The organism is Pantoea agglomerans NBRC 102470 (genome assembly GCF_001598475.1).
In the GTDB taxonomy this organism is placed as follows: domain Bacteria; phylum Pseudomonadota; class Gammaproteobacteria; order Enterobacterales; family Enterobacteriaceae; genus Pantoea; species Pantoea agglomerans.
The window spans coordinates 229,794-249,510 of record NZ_BCZA01000004.1 but is presented as its reverse complement, the minus strand read 5'-3'; the positions used below and the strand labels follow the sequence as shown (position 1 = coordinate 249,510).

General features: G+C 59.2%; 15 protein-coding genes. 10 read left to right on the top strand and 5 right to left on the bottom strand.

Annotated features, from left to right (window positions below):
* Positions 1 to 8 precede the first annotated feature (8 nt).
* Both PAG01S_RS09625 and PAG01S_RS09620 read right to left on the bottom strand, forming a co-directional pair.
* Positions 9 to 503, bottom strand: a complete 495-nt coding sequence (locus PAG01S_RS09625) for a Csu type fimbrial protein (protein ID WP_154210535.1) — start codon at positions 501 to 503, stop codon at positions 9 to 11.
* A gap of 43 nt (positions 504 to 546) precedes the next feature.
* Positions 547 to 1,116 carry a spore coat protein U domain-containing protein gene (locus PAG01S_RS09620; RefSeq protein ID WP_010249006.1) on the bottom strand — a complete coding sequence of 190 codons (570 nt, stop codon included), beginning with the start codon at positions 1,114 to 1,116 and terminating at the stop codon, positions 547 to 549.
* Positions 1,117 to 1,659: 543 nt separating this feature from the next.
* Here PAG01S_RS09620 and PAG01S_RS09615 point away from each other — a divergent pair.
* From PAG01S_RS09615 to PAG01S_RS09605, 3 genes are all read left to right on the top strand, one after another.
* Positions 1,660 to 3,741: a putative bifunctional diguanylate cyclase/phosphodiesterase gene (locus PAG01S_RS09615; RefSeq protein WP_062758417.1), complete on the top strand. Its 2,082-nt coding sequence runs from the start codon at positions 1,660 to 1,662 to the stop codon at positions 3,739 to 3,741.
* A 153-nt stretch (positions 3,742 to 3,894) separates the two neighbouring features.
* On the top strand, positions 3,895 to 6,075 hold the full coding sequence (locus tag PAG01S_RS09610; RefSeq protein ID WP_062758415.1) for a putative bifunctional diguanylate cyclase/phosphodiesterase: 2,181 nt from the start codon (positions 3,895 to 3,897) through the stop codon (positions 6,073 to 6,075).
* A 125-nt stretch (positions 6,076 to 6,200) separates the two neighbouring features.
* The gene (locus PAG01S_RS09605) at positions 6,201 to 7,604 is read left to right on the top strand and encodes an aminotransferase-like domain-containing protein (RefSeq protein WP_010249003.1); all 1,404 of its coding nucleotides are present in this window, start codon (positions 6,201 to 6,203) and stop codon (positions 7,602 to 7,604) included.
* Here PAG01S_RS09605 and PAG01S_RS09600 read toward each other — a convergent pair.
* Positions 7,601 to 8,083: a YlaC family protein gene (locus tag PAG01S_RS09600; RefSeq protein WP_010249002.1), complete on the bottom strand. Its 483-nt coding sequence runs from the start codon at positions 8,081 to 8,083 to the stop codon at positions 7,601 to 7,603. The two genes, PAG01S_RS09605 and PAG01S_RS09600, sit on opposite strands and share 4 nt — an antisense overlap.
* A 330-nt stretch (positions 8,084 to 8,413) precedes the next feature.
* Between PAG01S_RS09600 and PAG01S_RS09595 the strand changes: the two genes are divergently transcribed.
* The 6 genes from PAG01S_RS09595 (at position 8,414) to PAG01S_RS09570 (ending at position 17,068) form a co-directional block, all read left to right on the top strand.
* A complete protein-coding gene (locus PAG01S_RS09595; RefSeq protein ID WP_010671108.1) occupies positions 8,414 to 9,013 on the top strand; it encodes a cupin domain-containing protein in 600 nt (199 codons plus the stop codon).
* Positions 9,014 to 9,137: 124 nt separating this feature from the next.
* The gene (locus PAG01S_RS09590) at positions 9,138 to 10,205 is read left to right on the top strand and encodes an ABC transporter ATP-binding protein (protein WP_010249000.1); all 1,068 of its coding nucleotides are present in this window, start codon (positions 9,138 to 9,140) and stop codon (positions 10,203 to 10,205) included.
* Between the two features lie 15 nt (positions 10,206 to 10,220).
* Positions 10,221 to 11,222 carry an ABC transporter substrate-binding protein gene (locus PAG01S_RS09585; protein WP_033785608.1) on the top strand — a complete coding sequence of 334 codons (1,002 nt, stop codon included), beginning with the start codon at positions 10,221 to 10,223 and terminating at the stop codon, positions 11,220 to 11,222.
* Positions 11,223 to 11,224: 2 nt separating this feature from the next.
* Positions 11,225 to 12,964: an ABC transporter permease gene (locus PAG01S_RS09580; RefSeq protein WP_062758410.1), complete on the top strand. Its 1,740-nt coding sequence runs from the start codon at positions 11,225 to 11,227 to the stop codon at positions 12,962 to 12,964.
* The gene (locus PAG01S_RS09575) at positions 12,952 to 14,040 is read left to right on the top strand and encodes an MBL fold metallo-hydrolase (RefSeq protein ID WP_033769863.1); all 1,089 of its coding nucleotides are present in this window, start codon (positions 12,952 to 12,954) and stop codon (positions 14,038 to 14,040) included. The genes PAG01S_RS09580 and PAG01S_RS09575 overlap by 13 nt, the downstream gene beginning before the upstream one ends.
* A gap of 178 nt (positions 14,041 to 14,218) precedes the next feature.
* Positions 14,219 to 17,068 carry a sensor domain-containing protein gene (locus PAG01S_RS09570; protein ID WP_010671103.1) on the top strand — a complete coding sequence of 950 codons (2,850 nt, stop codon included), beginning with the start codon at positions 14,219 to 14,221 and terminating at the stop codon, positions 17,066 to 17,068.
* 41 nt (positions 17,069 to 17,109) lie between these two features.
* On the opposite strand, the gene PAG01S_RS09565 is transcribed toward PAG01S_RS09570, so the two are convergent.
* Both PAG01S_RS09565 and PAG01S_RS09560 read right to left on the bottom strand, forming a co-directional pair.
* The gene (locus tag PAG01S_RS09565; RefSeq protein ID WP_010248992.1) at positions 17,110 to 18,174 is read right to left on the bottom strand and encodes a LacI family DNA-binding transcriptional regulator; all 1,065 of its coding nucleotides are present in this window, start codon (positions 18,172 to 18,174) and stop codon (positions 17,110 to 17,112) included.
* Positions 18,171 to 18,425: a hypothetical protein gene (locus PAG01S_RS09560; RefSeq protein ID WP_010671102.1), complete on the bottom strand. Its 255-nt coding sequence runs from the start codon at positions 18,423 to 18,425 to the stop codon at positions 18,171 to 18,173. The genes PAG01S_RS09565 and PAG01S_RS09560 overlap by 4 nt, the downstream gene beginning before the upstream one ends.
* On the opposite strand from PAG01S_RS09560, the gene PAG01S_RS09555 reads away from it, so the two are divergent.
* Positions 18,397 to 19,707 carry an MFS transporter gene (locus PAG01S_RS09555; protein WP_010248988.1) on the top strand — a complete coding sequence of 437 codons (1,311 nt, stop codon included), beginning with the start codon at positions 18,397 to 18,399 and terminating at the stop codon, positions 19,705 to 19,707. The genes PAG01S_RS09560 and PAG01S_RS09555 overlap by 29 nt on opposite strands.
* Positions 19,708 to 19,717: the final 10 nt, after the last annotated feature.

The window sequence follows — 19,717 nt, the reverse complement described above, 5'->3', positions numbered from 1 at the left end:
CTATCACCTCACCAGCTCAGGGTGACGGTCAGCGTGTCGGTATAAACGCCGGCGCGCGCAGTGCCGGGCAGTTGTAGCTGACCGTAGATCGGCAGCGTAATGTTATTGGCATTGCTATAACTCAGCGGCACCGCCTGGTTCACCGGGATCACCGTGGTGCGGCTGGCGTTGCTAAAGAGCGTGTAGGGAACGGTGTTGCTGAAATTGGGCAGCTTCAGGTTACGGGTCGTGGTGAAATTGTTGCCCTGATTAATGCTCATGCTCAGCGTGGTGCCCGGCGTACAGGCGAGATTAATCGAGGTGCTCTGCAGATAGCTGGCGTTGACGGTATTCGCCGCCACGCCAGACTGCGTACCGAAATTAAGCGTGCCAAAGACGCCGGTATTGGTACCGGATATCACGCAGCCTGCCACAATCGACGCGGTAACCTGGAAGGTGCTGGTTGGCAGACTCCAGGCGCTGATACTCCCTGTCAGCAGGGGCAGACCGCATGCGATCGTCAGGCAGGATCGCCAGAGAACCACCCGTATTTACCTGCGACAGCAGTTAATAGTTCACGGCAACGTTAATCGTGTCGGTATAGGTTCCGGCAGGGATCAGGGGGTTAAAGCCGCCGCCGACCACCCGGCCATAGATGGCGTAGTTGGTCCCCAGCGTCGGATCGGTAGTACCGCTGGCGGCGATAGGCGTATTGTTGGCGATCGCCGTGGTGAAGGAGGCATCACTGTAGAGGGTATAGGCGATGCCCTGCGCATTATCCGATCCCAGTACCAGATAACGCGGCGATGCAGAGGCGGTGCCGTAGATGGTCGCCGGTGCAGTATTGCTGCTGGTGACCACCACGTTGTAATCCTGACCAGTGGTGCAGCGCACAAAAATACCGTTACCAGCCGCACCGACCAGTGTGGCGTTCAGGGTATCGAAAGTGGCTGCGCTGCTACCAAAGTTCAGGGTACCGAAGTTAACGCCCGCCGTAGCCGACTGGCCGTTCACCAGACAACCGGTGGTCAGGGTTAACGTGGCATTGATGGTTCCCGAGGTCGTCGCCGCCTGGGTTAATGACGGAATAGCGACAGTTAATCCTGCAGCGGCAAACAGAAAAAGCTTGAGTTTCATAATATTTCCTTACGGATTATCCAGAGTCAGTGCTTTTTCACCCGGTGTTTATTAACGATTCAACCCAAAATAAAGGAAATAAAATAACAAGGGAGGCAGTGCCGCTATCTTAAGAAAAATCTTAGACTTAAGAATGCTGATTTATATCAGTTTTACTTACTATAGATCAGTTAAAGCGTTACGCGAAGCCTTGCTATTTATTTTTGATTAATCAAAACGTCACTCCGGCCGATAACCCAGTAACAGCAAGGCGCGAAGACGAGGCGATAAAACAAAATTCTTTGTTTTTTCGGTATCTGGCATGCTTTCTGCTTCGGTGATATGTTCCTGTACCAATCAGACATAATAACGGTTTACCGGCTTGCTCTGCGGGCGGTTAATAAGATGCAGGTTATAAATGGCCAGCGTCGGCGGGCGCGTTTTGCCTGACCTTCAGGACCAGAAAATACCGAAATTTAATCACTTTCACCCATCGGGTGTTTTCAGATCACTTATCAGACTGTACACAGCACCCGTTTCTCCGCGGGTGGTGAGGAGTTGCACATGTTGCCTGTCACCTGGGATAGCGTCCTGATCTGCGTTTCGCTGATCGTGGTGTTCATTGCCTCTTTTACAGCCCTGGATACTGCCGGACGGGTAGCGGTATCCCGTGGCTGGAGCGCCCGGTTCTGGCTGTTGGTGGGCGGCATCGCAATGGGGATTGGCGTCTGGGCAATGCACTTTATCGGGATGCTGGCGATGATGATGCCGATGATGATGCGCTATGACACGCGACTGACGATCCTCTCGCTGCTGGTGGCGATCCTGGCGTCTGTGCTGGCTTTTGGCCAGACGGTGGGTGGCCTGCATCTCACCCGCCAGCGGCTGCTGAGCGGCACGCTGATCCTGGGCGCGGGTGTGGTGGTCATGCACTATCTTGGTATGTATGCCCTGCTGATTGAACCGCAACCGGAGTGGAATGCGCTGCTGGTGGCGCTCTCTGTGCTGATTGCGTTTGCGGCCTCTGGCCTGGCGCTGTGGCTGGCCTTTCATCTGCGCCAGGGCGATCATCATCTGATGCTGATGCGTGGGCTGGCCTCTCTGGTCATGGGCATCGCCATCGCCGGTATGCACTATGTAGGTATGGCGGCAGCAGAGTTCAGCCACAGCAGTATGATGCAGCCGCACGGCGTCAGTAATGCGGGCCTGGCGGTGTGGGTGACGCTGATTACCCTGACTATTCTGGGTATCACTCTGCTGAGTTCGATGCTGGATGCGCAGCTGCGCGCCGCGCGTCTGGCGACCCGCCTCAATCGCGCTAACCAGGAATTGCGTCAGCTGGCGATGCATGACAACCTGACCACGCTGCCCAATCGTGTAATGCTGGAGCAGCAGCTCGATCTCGCCATTAAACAGGCGATGCTTAATGAGCATCGCTTTGCCGTGATCTATATGGATCTCGATGGCTTTAAAGCGGTCAATGACACATGGGGACATCACGTCGGTGACCGGTTGCTGGTGGCAGTGGCGGAACGGCTTTGTAGCCAGCTCAGCAACACGATGCTGCTGGTGCGTCTGGGAGGCGATGAATTTGTGCTGATGGCTGAGTGCGATATCAGCGCAGCCCGCCAGCTGGCGCAAAAACTGGTTAAAGTTATCAGTTCGCCGTTTGAACTTGACCGCTATGTGCTGCACGTTTCACTCAGCGCGGGCATTGCGATCTTTCCGCTGCACGGTCGCAACCGGCAGGAGCTATTGTTTAATGCTGATGCGGCGATGTATCACACCAAACACAGCGGACGAAACGGCTGGTGCCTGTTTGAACCGGCCATGAGCGCCGCGACGCAGCATCAGCTGGAGCTGGCGAACGATCTGTGGGAGGCGATAGAGCGCGAGCAGATGCGGCTGTTCTATCAGCCGAAATTCTGTTCCGGCGGCACCAGGTTAATGGGATTCGAGGCGTTGTTGCGCTGGCAGCATCCGCAGCGCGGTTTACTGACGCCTGAGCTGTTTCTGCCGCGCGCCGAAAAAACTGGTCAGATTATTGCGCTGGGTAACTGGGTGATCGGGGAGGCCTGCCGTCAGCTCAGGCTATGGCACAGCCAGGGCCAAAGTGACTGGACAGTATCGGTGAATCTCTCCGCGTTGCAGTTTCACCAGCGTGATTTACTGACTATCCTGACGCAGACCCTGGCGCGTTACCAACTGCCAGGCAGCGCGCTGATGCTGGAGATCACTGAAGCGATTGCCATGCGCGATCCCGCTTTCAGCCAGCAGCGCATTCGTGAATTGCAGCAGGCGGGTGTCAGCGTCGCGATTGATAACTTCGGCATCGGTTATGCCAACCTGCTGCATCTCAAAGATCTGGATGCCAGTGAACTCAAAATTGATCGCAGCTTTATCAACTGTCTGCGGCCCGGCAGTGAAGATGCGACCGTGGTCAGCGCCATGCTGACCCTGGCGCAGAGCCTCAATCTGCGCATGGTGGCGGAAGGGGTGGAGACCGAAGAGCAGCAGCATTTGCTCACCAGCTTAGGCTTTGATGCGTTGCAGGGCTATCTGCTGGGCAAGCCGACGCCAGCGGACCGGGTTGAGGCGCTGAGTTTTCCCTCACTGCGACAGCCGGTGGCGTCACTGTCCGGCTGATAGCGCTGACAGCTATGATAGATTTCATCACTCAGAATGAGTGGAAGGATGCAGGGTTCGCGGCTCATTAACCGCAGGGCTGTGCCGATAACTAAGAGAATAATTTTAAAACCCTCTGCCCAACCACAAGCTCTGCTTTCGCGGGAATGCACTATGTTAGCGACCTCATACGACTCTTTTATCGTCATCGTCTCCGTTCTTGTCGCGATGCTGGCTTCGTTCACCGCCTTAGATATGGCGGGACGGGTGGTGCATTCAACCGGCAAAGTTGCGCTGGTCTGGCTGTTCGGCGGCGGTTTTTCCATGGGCATCGGCATCTGGGCGATGCACTTTATCGGCATGCTGTCGATGAACATGGAGATGGTCATGAGCTACAACGCCGGGCTCACCGCCTTCTCTGCGGCCATCGCTGTCTGTGCGTCGATATTTGCGCTGTGGCTGGTCTGCAATGGCGATCTGCCTTTGCCGCGCCTGGCGGGCGGCGCGCTGATCCTCGGCAGCGGCGTAGTCGCGATGCACTACACCGGCATGGCGGCGCTGATGTTCTCCCCCGGTATCGTCTGGAAATGGGGCTGGGTGGCGCTGTCGGTGGCGATCGCCCTGGCCGCCTCTGGCACCGCGCTGTGGCTGGCGTTTAACCTGCGGGAAGGACAGACCAGTCGGGTCACCCTGCTGCGCATTGGCGCATCGGTGGTGATGGGCTGTGCTATTGCCGGCATGCACTACACCGGCATGATGGCGGCAGCGTTTCCCGTACATAGTCATCCGGTCGGGCAGGGCGTCAACAGCAACTGGCTGGCGATTCTGGTCACGGTGGTCACTATTTCGATTCTGGGCATTACCTTGCTGGTGTCGATGCTGGATGCGCGGATGCAGGCGCGTACCTCGATTCTCGCCAGTTCGCTGGCTGAAGCCAATCGCGAGCTGGCACAGCTGGCGCTGCACGACAACCTGACGCGGCTGCCCAACCGCATCCTGCTGGAGGATCGGCTGGAGCAGGCGATCAACAAAGCGAACCGTGAGCAGAGGCAGTTTGCCCTGATGTTTATGGACCTCGATGGGTTTAAGGCGGTCAACGACGCGTTCGGGCACCACATTGGCGACAGTCTGCTGGTCGGCGTGACCGAGCGCATGAGCGAGCAGATGACCGGCTACTTTACGCTGGCGCGGCTCGGCGGTGATGAGTTTGTGCTGCTGGTGGAGATCGACGATCCCAATGATGCGGCGGCCATCGCCGATAAACTAGTCAAAGCGGTGGATCGTCCGTTTGATATCTCACGCTATGAGCTGGTGGTATCGCTGAGTCTTGGCATCGCGGTCTATCCCGGCGATGGCGTGGATGAGCGCGAACTGATGTTCAACGCCGATGCGGCGATGTACCACACCAAAAATAATGGCCGCAACGGCTACACCTTCTTTCAGCCTTCTATGAACATTCAGGCCCAGAGCCAGCTTCAGCTGAATAACGATCTCTGGCAGGCGCTGGATCATGATGAACTGCGCCTGTTCTATCAGCCAAAATATTGCGCGCCGAGCGGTCCGATTCTCGGTTTTGAGGCGCTGCTGCGCTGGCAGCATCCGCAGCGCGGCCTGCTGTCGCCCGATAAATTTCTGCCAATGGCAGAAAAGACCGGAATGATTGTCAATATCGGCAACTGGGTAATCCATGAAGCCTGTCGCCAGCTGCGCCAGTGGCATCTGCAGGGCCATCCGCACTGGTCGGTGGCGGTGAACCTGTCGGCGTTGCAGTTTGAGCAATCGAATCTGGTGAAGACGGTGGTGGATGCGCTGGAAAAACATCAGATTCCGGCCGAACTGCTGACGCTGGAGGTGACGGAAACCACCGCGATGCGCGATCCCGATGAGAGCGTGCGTATTCTGACTGAGCTGACCCAGCTCGGGGTGAAAGCTTCAATTGATGACTTTGGCACTGGCTACTCCAGCCTGCTCTATCTGAAACGGCTACCGGCCAGTGAACTCAAGATTGACCGGGCCTTTGTGAACGAGCTGCAGCATCACACAGAAGATGCCACCATCGTGTCGGCGATAGTGGCGCTGGCGCAGTCGCTGCAATTGAAAGTGGTGGCCGAAGGCGTTGAAACCGCTGAGCAGCAGGCCTTCCTGACCAGCCTGGGCTGTAATACGCTGCAGGGCTATCTGCTGGGCAAGCCGGTTCCCCCGGAGCGGGTGCCGGAGCTGGCTGATTATGTGGTGGCGGAAATTGAAGAGGCGATTGCGGAAGTGAGTCTTAATGCCGAAGCCGAAGCCGAAGCCGAAGCCGAAGCCGAAGCCGAAGCCGGGCAGCCGCTGACGCCGCAGGTCGCTGTGATCTGACCTGCCTGAAGCCGTGAAGAATCAGCGCAATCGGATAAAGCGATTCGCGCCGCCTGTCATTGGTCGCCGTGCGTGGTAAAGTCTCGCGGTCAGACTATTCACGGTCAAACAAGGAGAGGTCACCCGTGGCGAAATACCAGCGATTGATGGATGAGATTCAGCAGCAGATTGAGGCCGGCATCTGGCTGCCGGGCACCCGTCTGCCGTCATTGCGTCAGCAGGTCGCGCAGCAGGGCGTCAGCCTGATGACGGTGCTGCATGCCTATGAGTTGCTGGAGAGTCAGGGCTGGATCGTCTCCCGTCCACAGTCGGGTTACTACGTTGCACCGCGTGCCTTAGCACCCGCACCGCTGAGCGTGGCGATCAGTGAACAGGTCGATATCAACGACTTTGTGTTTGATGTGCTGCAGGCCACGCGCGATCCGGCCATCGTGCCGTTTGGCTCCGCCTTTCCCGATCCCGCACTCTTTCCGCAGCGCCAGCTGATGCGCTCGCTGGCTAACGTCTCTCATCATCTGACCCCAACCGATGCGCTGCACAATCTGCCGCCAGGCAACGCCACATTGCGACAGCTGCTGGCGCAGCGCTATGCGCGTCAGGGCATCACCCTGTCGCCGGATGAAATTGTCATCACCAGCGGAGCGCTGGAGGCGCTGAACCTCAGTCTGCAATCTCTGACCGAGCCGGGCGATTATGTGGTGATTGAACAGCCGAGTTTTTATGGCGCGCTGCAGGCGATAGAGCGGCTTAAGCTCAAGGCACTGGCGATCCCGGTCGATGCCAGAAATGGCATCGACCTCGTCCAGCTGGAGGAGGCACTGCAGCGCTGGCCGGTGAAAGCCTGCTGGCTGATGACCACCCTGCAGAATCCGCTGAGCGTAACCTTAACGCCGGAACGCAAACAGCAGCTGGTCGCACTGCTGGCGCGTTATCAGGTACCGATGATTGAAGATGATGTCTATGCCGAACTCTGGGCGGGTGATGCGCCGCCGCTGCCGGCGAAAGCCTGGGATCGCCAGGGGAACGTGCTGCACTGCGGCTCATTTTCAAAGTCGCTGGTGGCAGGATTCCGCGTCGGCTGGGTCGCGGCGGGACAGCATGCGCAGCGTATTCAGCGGCTGCAACTGATGAGCACGCTCTCTACCAGTGCGCCGATGCAGCTGGCGCTGGCCGATTTTCTTGCCACGCGGCGTTACGACACCCATCTGAAGCGGCTGCGGCAGATTCTGGCGAAGCGACAGCAGATGGTGCGCCAGGCGTTAATGAAGGTGCTGCCGCCGCAGGCCACGGTCAGCGAAGCGCGTGGCGGCTATTTTCTCTGGGTGACGCTGCCGGAAAGCATCAATACGACCCGGCTCTATCAGCGGGCGCTGGCTCAGGGGATCAGTATTGCACCGGGGCAGCTATTTTCGGCAGGTGAGCAGTTCAGGCACTGCTTCAGGTTAAATACCGCCTGGCCGTGGGATAGTCGGGCCGAGGCGGCAATCGTGAAGCTGGGTCAGCTGATGGCGGAAGGGCAGGCGGATTAAACCCGCGCGGCTTCCTGATGGCCCCAGGTCAGGTAGTAGACATCATAGAAGTCGACTTCCCCTTTTTGCGTCAGCAGACGCTGGATACCGCTCTTCACGCGTTCTGGTGTCTCAGGCAGCGACAGAATGCGTGAGATTGCCTGTTCGCGCACCGGCTGAATGTAATACCACTCGCCGTTGTAGCAAACGCGCAGGTCGAGGGCATCGATATCTTCAAAGCGATATTTCGGGTTGATATCCAGCAGCATCAGCACACTCATCACCAGCACAAACACGGTGGCAAACCAGAAGGCGGGCCAGCCGAGCATCTCTGTGGTGAAAATCAGCGCCACGCACAGGCCGTAGCAGAGGTACATTACTGCCCAGAGACCAGGGTGGTTCTTCAGAAACGAGAGGCTGAAACGCGGCAAATTGTCGCGACGTTCTTCGCGGTTAAGCAGGGCGATCTCGTCAATCAGGATTTGTTTAATAGCGTCCATTTGTTACCTCACTGTCATCTGTTAGCTATTACAACAGATAACAGTCAAGCATATCAGAAACAGATCTGTGCTTTTTTTATATAACAGTTTATACGACAGTGACCGGGGCGTCGGGCTGCTGCGCCTTTAGACTTCCCGCCTGACATTTTGCAACACTTTGCCGCAGTAAGAACCGCTATCCGCCGTCGCGCAGGCACACTCCGACCCTATAGTTAACGACACATTTGGCTTTAGTCAGCAATATCAGTCAATTATCTCAATTGTGTCGTCTGGCGCACATTGCATTGTGCTGCGTGTTTGCCACACTTAGAAAAACATCGGAGAACCTGTATGCGTGCCTCATCCTCCAGTCTGCTATTAATGATGTCCTTTGCCGCTGGCACCTTCTCGGCCGGGGCCTCTGACAATCCTCAGCATCTGATGCTCGCCAGCCCGTCGGGCGGTGTACCCAATAACCCGTTACCTCTGATTATCTGGCCGCGCGTGGTGCCGGAAGAGGAGGAGATCGCCACGTGGTTTGAAAAAACTTTCGAGGAGAACGGCTGGCCACCCGCCTGGCGCTATCCGATCTTCCCGTATACCCATTATCATCCTAATACCCATGAACTGCTGGGCGTCGCTGAAGGCTGGGCGGAAGTGCTGTTTGGCGGCGACAGTGGCCGCATGGTGACCCTGCGCGCAGGCGATGCGGTCCTGATTCCGGCGGGTGTCGGCCATCGGCAGGTCAGCGCCAGCGAAGATTTTATGGTGATAGGTGCCTATCCGCACGGGATGTCGCCGGAGACGCTGCGCGATGAGCCCGCGAAGCTGAAAATGGCCCAGGAGCAGGTAAAAAAAGTGCCGTTGCCGACGCAGGATCCCTTTACCGGCAAAGAGGGCGCATTAACCGAGATCTGGCAGCCGATTGCGGCGCTCACCGCCCAGCAGTAAGCCACGGGGCGAGCACGCCCCGATGCCGCCCGGCTTTCGCGTCCCGTAAGCCTGGCTGTCACCGGGCTGTCATCAAACTGTCGTAGCGTTTTGCCCAGCATGTCAACGGCAAAGGCAGAGTAAGATGGCGGCAATATCCTTAACCGGACTGAGCAAAGCGTTCGGCGCGCAGCCGGTACTGGACGCGGTTTCGTTACAGATTAATCAGGGCGAGTTTGTCGCCGTTCTTGGGCCTTCTGGCTGCGGCAAAACCACCCTGCTGCGCCTGCTGGCCGGCTTTGAAACGCTCGACAGCGGTGAAATCCGCATCGGTGAACGTCAGGTTGCCGCAGACGGGCTGCACCTGCCGCCGGAAGCCCGCGAGCTCGGCGTGGTGTTCCAGAACTACGCTTTGTGGCCGCATATGACGGTCGCGGAGAACGTCGGCTACAGCCTGAAGGTGAACGGTGTGGCGCGCGCAGAACGCGAACTGCGCACCACCCAGGCCCTGACGCTGGTCGGGCTGGATCGCTTCGCCGACCGCCGACCCGCCGATCTCTCCGGCGGTCAGCGCCAGCGCGTGGCGCTGGCTCGCTGCCTGGTGGCACGGCCGACGCTGGTGCTGCTGGATGAGCCGCTGGCTAACCTTGATGTCCATCTGCGCGCCACCATGGAAGAGGAGTTCCGCCGCTTCCATCGCCACAGCGGCGCCACCTTACTCTATATCACCCACGATCAACGCGAAGCGATGGCACTGGCCGACCGCATCGTAGTGCTCGAACACGGCAGAGTGATGCAGTTCGCCAGCCCGCAGACCCTGTGGCGCGAACCGGCTAATGAGATGGTGGCGACCTTTATTGATGAGGGGCGGGTGCTGCCGGTCAGCGACATTGAGCCGCTCGATCCGGGTCAGGCAACCGCCACGCTCTGCGGGCTGCGGGTTTTGCTGCGCTGCTCGCCTCACCAGCGCCCGCTGCCGCACGGCAAAGCCAGCTTCCACAGCGTCAGTTTTCACCTCGCCACTGAGGGAGAGCGGCAGTTTGCCGCCCGCGTTGAGCGCATCATCTTTCGCGGTGGCTACCATCAGATCAACCTTCGACCGCTTAATCAACCGGATGTCAGCCTGTCGCTGACGCTTAATGATGCTGCATTACTGGCGGTGGATGACACCGTCGGCGTCGCCGTCGATGACGGCTGGATTCTTCCTGCATAAAGGGTTTCAGAAACCATGAAAACGGCTTTTCGTACTCCGCTTCACGCGCTGTTGTTGCTGTCGGGCCTCGCGGCCTCAACCCTGTTGCAGGCGGCCGACGCGCCCGGCGGCAAGCTGGTGGTTTACACGTCGCAGGCACCTGAAATTGCGCAACAGACCATCGATGCGTTTAAGGCCGCGTATCCGGCGGTGGAGGTGGAGTGGACCCGCAACGGCACCACTCAACTGATGAACGTGCTGCGCACGGAGATGATGAGCGGCCAGGTCAAACCCGATGTGCTGCTGGTGGCCGACGCGATCAATCTGGGCGCGCTCAAGAAAGAGGGGCAGCTCTATTCATATCCGGCCGCCCCGGTCAGCCACCTGAAGCCTGCCTATTACGATGTGGATAAAACCTTTTTCGGCACCAAAATTATCGCCACGGTGATCGCCTATAACACCCAGCGTGCGAAGCCGGTCAGTAGCTGGAAAGCGCTGGCAGTAGAAGAAAACAGAGGCCAGATTGCGGTCCCCAGTCCCCTCTATTCCGGTGCGGCGCTCTATAAGCTGCATACCGATATCCATACTCCGTCGATTGGCTGGGCGTTCTATCAGCAACTGGCCGCTATCGGCATTGCGCCACAGGGCGGCAATGGACCGGCGCTGAAAGCGGTTGCCAGCGGCATGGATAAGTATGGCGTGATCACGGATGCCGATATTATCCGCGCCAAAAAGCAGGGATCGCCCATCGATCTGGTCTATCCGCAGGAGGGCGTCTCCTATGTGACCGAGCCGGTGGCGATCATGAAGTCGGCGCATAATCTGCCGGCCGCCAAAGCCTTTGTTGATTTCATGCTGTCGGAAGCGGGGCAGCAGCTGGTGGCGAAGCAGGGCAACCGGCCGGTCGATGCCCGCGTGGCGGCACCCGGTGGCTTTGCGCCGATTGAGCAAATCACGCTGCTGACGCCGGATGTGGCACAAGCGGTGGCCGAGGATGCTCAGGTCCGCGAAACCTTTACTGAACTGTTTGGCGGCTGATCGTGAGCGTGCTGGGCAACGAATGGCGAAGAGGCCAGGCCGCCAGGCATCGCAGATGGCGGGCGGAACCGCTGGTGCTGGGCATACTGGTGCTGGTGATCGGCCTGCTGTCGGTGGCACCCTTTGCCCGGCTGATGGGAACCGCGCTGGCACCGGATGGCATACTGGATAGCGATCGCCTGCTGAGATTGCTGACCAGCCGGCGGGTACTCAGTGCCACGCTGAATACCCTGGCGATCGGCATCAGCGCAACGCTGATGTCGCTGCTGCTGGGAACGGTGGCCGCCTGGCTGGTGGCGCTCACCGATTTGCGTGCCAAAGCGGCCTGGGTATTTGCCTTTATCCTGCCGCTGATGATCCCGCCGCAGGTGACTGCGCTGGCCTGGATACAGGCGCTGGCACCGGGCAGTCTGCTGGCCACTGCGGTGAATGCGCTGGGCGGGACGTGGCTGGCACCCGGTCAGCAACCGCTCTATTCCGCGACCGGCATGGTACTGCTGCTGGGTCTGCACAATGCGCCGCTGGTGTTCCTCACGGTGCGGGCTGGCCTGCGTCGACTCCCCGCCGAACTGGTGGAGGCGGCCCGTATCAGCGGCGCATCACCCCGGCAGATTCTGTTCACGGTGATCCTGCCGCTGGCGCGCCCCGCGATCTTCGCCGGGGCGGCGCTGGCGTTTGTCGCTGCGGTCGGGAATTTCGGTATCCAGGCGATGCTGGGTATTCCGGCGCGGGTGCCGACGCTGATTACGCTGGTTTATCAGCAGCTCAATACCCTCGGCCCCGGTGCGCTGCCCAATACCGCCGTCTACTCGATGCTGATTGCGCTGATCACCCTCGCCGGGATGCTGATTAGCGGCTGGCTGGGCGGACGGCGCGATGTCCGGGTCAGCGGATCGCCACGACCCTGGCACCAGCCGCTGCGGCGCGCGCGACTGCCGGGCGAAATCATCGCCTGGCTGTGGATGGTGATCACCTTGCTACTGCCGCTCAGCGCCCTGCTGACCACCGCCTTAACCCGCGGTTTCGGTCAGGCTCTGAACTGGCAAACCCTGACGCTGGAGAATTTTCAGCAGGCGCTGTGGGGCTATCCGGCGATACGGCAGGCGTTCTTTACCAGCCTGTGGCTCACCGGCCTGACGGCGCTGCTGCTCAGCATCATGGCACTGTTCCTGGCTTTCTTTCTCAGCTGGCATCGTACCCGGCTGGTGCGGGGGCTGGGATTCGCCAGCGAGCTGACCTATGCGCTGCCCGGCATTGTCACCGGCGTCGCAGCGATGCTGTTTTTCCTGCGGCCGCTGCCGCTGCTGGGATTTTCCCTTTACGGAACGGTGTGGATTATTCTCGCGGCCTATCTGGCCAATTTCCTGGCGCTGGTGTTAAGGCCGACGCTGGCCGGGTTCGCGCAAATCGAACCGTCACTGGATGAGGCGGCGCGCTTATGCGGCGCGGGTCTGATGCGGCGGATGACTGACATCCTGCTGCCGCTGGCGGCGCCTTCTGTGCTGGCCGGTGCGCTGCTGGTGTTCCTCACCGCGCTGAATGAAATACAGGTTTCAGTGCTGCTGGTTACCGCGCAAACCCAGACGCTTGGCCCGACCATTATTTTCCTGGATGAAGGCGGATCGGCGCCGCTGGCGGCGGCGGTCGGATGCCTGATGATTGGGATCGTGCTGGGCTTAATGCTACTGGCCTCACGACTGACGCGCCGTCTGCCGCAGGGAGTCCTGCCATGGCAAGCCTGACGGTGATCAGCGGCGTCGGCGGAAAACTGCCTGCCGCTTTCCTGCTGGAGATAGAGGGATACCGTCTGTTATGGGATTTAGGTGCCGGGCCGGAGCCGGGCGTCCGGCCCGCAGTGGACGCCATCGGCCAGGTCGATGCGCTCTGCCTGACCCATTCCCATGTGGATCACGCGGCGGCGCTGGATAGCTGGGCCGACATCGGTTCACCGCCGGTCTATGCCAGTGAGATCACCTGGCAGCAGCTGGGCGAGGCTGGCGTGCCGGCTCAGGCGCGACGCATCCTGCCATTGCGCGGCCAGTGCGCGCTGGGGCCGCTGAATCTCTTTACCGGTCGCAGCGGGCATTCGCCAGGATCGATCTGGTTTCATCTGCCGATTGCGGGTGGCATCACCTATATGGGCGACTGGAGTCGCGAATCGCTGCTGTTGCCGTTTGATTGCCCGCCACGCGCACGGCTGTTGATTACCGATGGTTCCTATGGCGACCGCAATCAGCGACTGGCGCAGCAGATCGATGCGCTGGCCCTGGCGGCACAAGGGGGCGCCGTGGTCACCGCGCCGCTGCACGGGCGCGGCCCTGAGATGGCGCTGCAGCTCAGCGCTCGCGGGCTGCCGGTAGTGATGTGTCCCCAGGTGCGCGAAGAGGTGGCGCAGTTGCTGGCGCTCAACAGCCTGCCCGCCGCGGCGATGCTGGCGCTGGCCCGGTTATTGCGCGTCGCAACACCCGACCACTGGCGACCGGATACGGTAATTGTCGCGGCGGATGCGGTGGCTGACAGCGGGCTGGCGGCGCAGCTCAGCCATCAGCCCGACTTTCGTCTGATCTTCAGCAGTCACGTTTCCAGCGGCACCCGTGCCTTTGAGATGCTGCAATCCGGCATGGCACGCTGGCTGCCGTGGAATGTGCATCCGCCACTCGACGATCAGCTGGCGCTGATCAGACAGACGGCGGCCCAGAAAGTGATCCCGGCGTTTGTCGCGCCGCAAGAGTGCCAGCAGCTGATGAGCCAAAGTCCGGCAATGCTCTGCTGGCAGCACCGTTATTCGCTCTCCTCGCGCTGGGAGCGGGTCGCCTGACGCGCCGCCACCGCGGAGTCATTGAACATTTACTCGCCGCTGCCGATAAACCCCTTATAAACACTGATTAATCTTCTTAATGCGCTTGTCATCTCAGCTCTTTTCGGCTGTAGTCTGCGCACGCTATTAAGAACATTCCTAAGCCGTCATCCGGCTACAGAGCAGCAGGCTAATCACAATGGATAATAACTCTGAGGTCATCTATCGCATGCTGGTACAAAGCGTGAATGATTACGCCATCACTATGCTAAAACCTGACGGTATCATCGGCAGCTGGAATCAGGGTGCTCAGCGCACGATAGGCTATACGCCAGACGAGATGATTGGCTGCAGCTTTGCCCTGTTGTATAGCGAAGAAGATCGCCGCCGGGGCCTGCCGCAGCGTGGGCTGGATATGGCTGCCACTGCCGGACACCATGAAAGCGAAGGCTGGCGCTATCGCAAAGATGGCAGTGCTTTCTGGGCACACGAGACGATCGACCCGATACGCAATGACGCCGGTCTGCTGGTGGGATACGCCTGTATAACCCGCGACTGTACTCAGCAGCAGGAGCAGCAGCGCAAAGAGCGGGAGCAGGAGATGCGCTTCCGCCTGCTGGTGGAGGGCGTTACCGATTACGCTATCTATATGCTCGATCATGACGGCAACGTGGTGAACTGGAATGCCGGGGCACAGCGCGCCAAAGGCTATGTGGCGGAAGAGATTGTCGGCCAGCATTTTTCCCGCTTCTACAGCGCCCAGGATCGCCTGAACCGTGTCCCGGAGCAGAACCTGCAAACCGCTTATCGCACCGGCCGCTTTGAAGATGAGGGCTGGCGCTACCGCAAAGATGGCAGCGCCTTCTGGGCGCATGTGGTGATCGACACGATCCGCGACGATCAGGGCAAGCTGCTGGGCTACGCTAAAATCACCCGCGACTGCACCGAACAGCAGCGCGTCCGCAGCCAGCAACGGGAGCAGGAGCAGCGTTTCCGTCTGCTGGTTGAAGGGGTCACCGATTACGCCATCTATATGCTCGATGTCGACGGCGTGGTGGTGAACTGGAATGCCGGTGCGCAGCGTGCCAAAGGGTACAAAGCGGATGAAGTGGTGGGTCAGCACTTCTCGCTGTTTTACAGTTCCCAGGAGCGGCTGAACCGCATCCCGGAAGCGAATCTCGGTATCGCGCTTAAGACCGGCCGTTTTGAAGATGAGGGCTGGCGCTACCGCAAAGATGGCAGCGCCTTCTGGGCGCATGTGGTCATCGACGCGATCCACGATGATGACGGCAAGCTGGTTGGCTTCGCTAAGATCACCCGCGACCGCACGGAACGCCGTGAGCAGGAGCAGCAGGTGCTGCGCGCCAGGGATCTGGCTGAAGCCCAGAGCACCCAGAAAACCGCGCTCTCTAAATTCCTGGATAATATCATCGCCAACATTCCCTCCTGCGTGATTGTTGAAGATGCGATCACCCGCGAGATCCTGCTGGTTAACGACCGCACTCAGCAGCTGTTTGGCCTGTCGAAATCGCTGATCGTCAACAAGCGCCCGCACGAATGTATGTCGCCCGAACTCAGCGATTACTTTAATAATCTGGCGGATGTTGCGCTGCGCAGTGAGGGCATGCATGAGCGTGAGCAGTTGCTGATGACCGCCAGCGGCGAACGCATTCTGCATACCCGCGCCACCGCGATTAACGGTCAGGATGCGCGACGTAACTACCTGATGCTGCTGGTGGAAGATGTCACTGACCAGCGCGCTGCTGATGCCCGTATTCACCATATGGCGCACCACGACAATCTCACCAGCCTGCCGAACCGCATTCTGTTCCGCCAGCGTCTGAGTGAAGCCTTGCGCACTGCCGGTCAGATACAGCGCCAGACCGCCGCGCTCTGCCTTGATCTCGATAACTTTAAAAATGTGAACGATGCGCTGGGCCACCAGATTGGCGACGAGTTGCTGCGCAGTGTGGCTAAGCGTCTGCGTAACGCGCTGCGTGACCAGGATACTCTGGCGCGTATCGGAGGCGATGAGTTCGCCATCGTGCTGCCTTCGGTGGCCAGTAATGAAGAGGCCAGCATTGTGGCGCAGCGCCTGATTGAGGCGATTCGCCCGCCGGTCAACGTTGAAGGCCATAATCTGTCGGTCGGGCTCAGCGTGGGGATTGCGCTCAGCACCACCATTACCAATACGCCGGAGCAGCTGCTGCGCTGTGCGGACATGGCGCTGTATGAAGCCAAACGCAACGGTCGCAATCGCTATGAGCATTTCACGCTGGAGATGGACGATGTGGCGCGCAGTCGACGCCTGATTGAAAACGATCTGCGCGATGCGATTAGCGGCGGGCATCTGCGGCTCTACTATCAGCCCATCACCAACGGCGATAACCGCACCATCATTGGCTATGAGGCGCTGATGCGCTGGCATCATCCGATTCGCGGGCTGATCATGCCCAACGACTTCATCCCGATCGCTGAAGAGACCGGCCTGATTCATATGCTGGGGGCGTTTGCACTCTACGAAGCCTGTCGCGAAGCGGCGAGCTGGGAAGGGGAGCAGTCGGTCTCGGTCAACCTCTCACCGCTGCAGTTTAAAAACAGCTCGCTGGTGCCGGTGGTGGAAGGTGCGCTGAAAGAGTCGGGTCTCGATCCGGCGCGGCTGGAGGTTGAGATCACCGAATCGGTGCTGCTGGATGATTCGCTGGGTAATATCCGTACCCTGCAAAATCTCAAGGCGCTGGGCGTGCAGATTGCGCTGGATGATTTCGGCACCGGCTATTCGTCGCTGAGCTATCTGCGATCTTTCCCGTTCGACAAAATCAAAATCGACAAATCCTTTATCAATGATATGGGTGACAGCCGCGAGGCGCTGGCGATTATCCGCGCCATCACCGGCATGAGTCGCAGTCTGGATATCCAGATTACTGCCGAAGGGGTGGAGAGCGATGAGCAGTTCGCTAAGCTGCGCGATGAGGGCTGTACCCTGTTCCAGGGCTTCCTGTTCGGACGGCCTCAGCCGTCGGAACTGCGGCTGAAAACGCTGGGTTAACCCGCGCCGGGTTAATCCATACCGTGTTAATCCATACCGTGTTAATCATAGAGGCCATGCTGCTGGACCGGCGCATGGCTGAGATTATCGCGAATGCGCCGCACCGACTCGCGCACCACCAGCCTGCCATTCAGCAGCAGGCTGCCGGTGGGTGTGCCTGGATTCAGTCGCATCTCCTGCAACATTCTCACTGCCGCTGCGCCCAGCTCATCACGCGGCACCTGCACCGAGGTCAGCGGAATATCGTGGATAGCGGCCAGGTTAAAGCCATCCATACTCATCACCGAAATATCCTGCGGCACCCGCAGACCGGCCTGCTCCAGCGCAGTGACGGCGCCCGCCGCAATGTAATCACCGCTGGCGAGAATCGCGGTCGGGCGCAGCGCATCAGGACAGTGGCGCAGATATTCACTCAGCCGCTCCGCCGCTTCATTGCTGCTGAAGCTGTTCAGGGTCAGCAGATGCTGGCGGCTGTCAAACCGCAGGTTCATGGCATGCCAGGCGTCGCGCACCCCCTGCAATCGCTGCTCCATGGTGTAGCGGCGTAAGCAATGCAGCGACAGGATCTGCCGGTGTCCCTGCTCAAACAGGTAGCGCGCTGAGAATTCACCAATCAGCTGATGATGGGGCGAGACTGAAGGCAGACGCATTCGGCGATCGCGGGCGTTAATCAGCACGCAGGGTTTGTTCATCTCCGCCGCCAGCTGATGAATATGCTCATCATCAATGCCGATCAGCAGTGCCGCTTCGGTCTGCTGCATCTTGTCGATAAACAGCGCGGCATCACTTTCCACCTCCTCCAGCGGGCAGTAGCGCAGCCGCACCTCATGCGGCTCCACCGCCTGGCTGATCCCCTGAATCACTTTGTAGTAGAAGATGTCACTGCGTACATCAAAGGCGCGCGGCGGGGCAAAAACCATCAGGTTATTCAGCAGCAGGCGACCACTGTGCAGGTTGTTAAGTACGCCCTGTTGCTGCGCCACGGCCAGCACTTTGTCTCGGGTGGCGGGCCGGGTATTGGCTTTACCCGCCAGCACCCGCGACACCGTACTGATGGAGACGCCGCTGAGTGCCGCAATTTCGCTTACTTTCAGCCTTTGTTTCATTCTGTGATCGCCTTCAAATCTGCTGATGAAAAATTTTTCATAACCTGCTGAATCGCGTCAGATAAGCGTTTCAGTGCCATTTTCTGCCGGGATTCAGCCTGCCATGAAAAGCGTTGCAAAAAAGTGTCTGTACCCACGTTTCGCACTTTTCTAAGTTCGTTACAGGACACGCGGTACGCCAGCAGGCGGTGTGCGTCATCAATGGCAATCAGGAGTGGCACAATGAGCCTCGAATCAACAACCAAACCCATCAGTGCATCCCGCACGGTGCGCGTGATTAAAAATTTACGCTGGTGGATGCTGGGAATGTTCCTGCTGGGTGTAACCGTCAACTACATCACCCGCAACTCGCTCGGCATTCTGGCACCGGAACTTAAAAACAGTCTGCACATGACGACCGAACAGTACTCCTGGGTGGTGGCGGCGTTTCAGCTGGCCTATACCCTGTTTCAGCCAATCTGCGGCTGGCTGATCGATGTGATCGGACTGAAGATGGGCTTCCTGATCTGCGCGCTGATCTGGTCGGTGACCTGTCTGTTGCACGCCGGCGCGGGAAGCTGGCTGCATCTGGCATTGCTGCGTTTTGTCATGGGCGCCTCTGAGGCGGCGGCAACGCCAGCTAACGCCAAAGCGATCGGTGACTGGTTTCCGAAAAAGGAGCGCCCGGTCGCGGCGGGCTGGGCGGGCGTCGGCTTTTCGATTGGTGCCATGCTGGCGCCACCGATTATTTATGTCGCGCACATAACGTTTGGCTGGCAGGGCGCCTTTCTGCTGACCGGCGGGCTGGGCCTGCTGTGGGTTGCACTCTGGTGGTGGGGCTATCACTCGCCCGAGAGCCATCCTCGTCTCTCTGATGAAGAGCGGGCCTTTATTAATCAGGACAACGAAGCGATCGGGGAAAAACTGCCGTTCTTCACCGCGCTGAAAGTGATTGGTAAAGAGAAGAAATTCTACGGCATCGCCATCCCGGCTTTTCTGGCAGAACCAGCCTGGGCGGTACTGAGCTTCTGGGTACCGCTCTATCTGGCCAATGAGCGCGGCATGGATCTCAAGCAGATCGTGATGTTTGCCTGGCTGCCGTTTCTGGCCGCCGACCTCGGCAGCGTTGCCAGCGGCTATCTGACCAAAATCTATGTGCGCTGGTTTGGTCTCACCCGCGTCAATTCGATTGTCGCCAGTTCGGTGACCGGCGCACTGCTGATGGTCTCACTGGCGCTGATGACGCTGGTAAAAGATCCCTGGCTGGCTATCGCCCTGATCTCCGTCGGTGGCTTTGGCCATCAGGTGATCTCCTGCATGCTGAGCGCGCTGGTGGTGGAGCGTTTTGATCGCCGCCAGATGGCCACGGTCAATGGCATGCGCGGCTCCTGCGCCTGGATCGCCAGCTTTATCTTCTCGCTGATTATCGGTGTCACCGCCGATACCATCGGCTTCAATCCGCTGTTTGTGGCGATGGGCTTCTTTGACCTGATTGGTGCCGTTTTCCTGGTGATGCTGGTCGCCGAACGCCGCCAGCGCCCTGCTAACCCATAAGGATATCGCG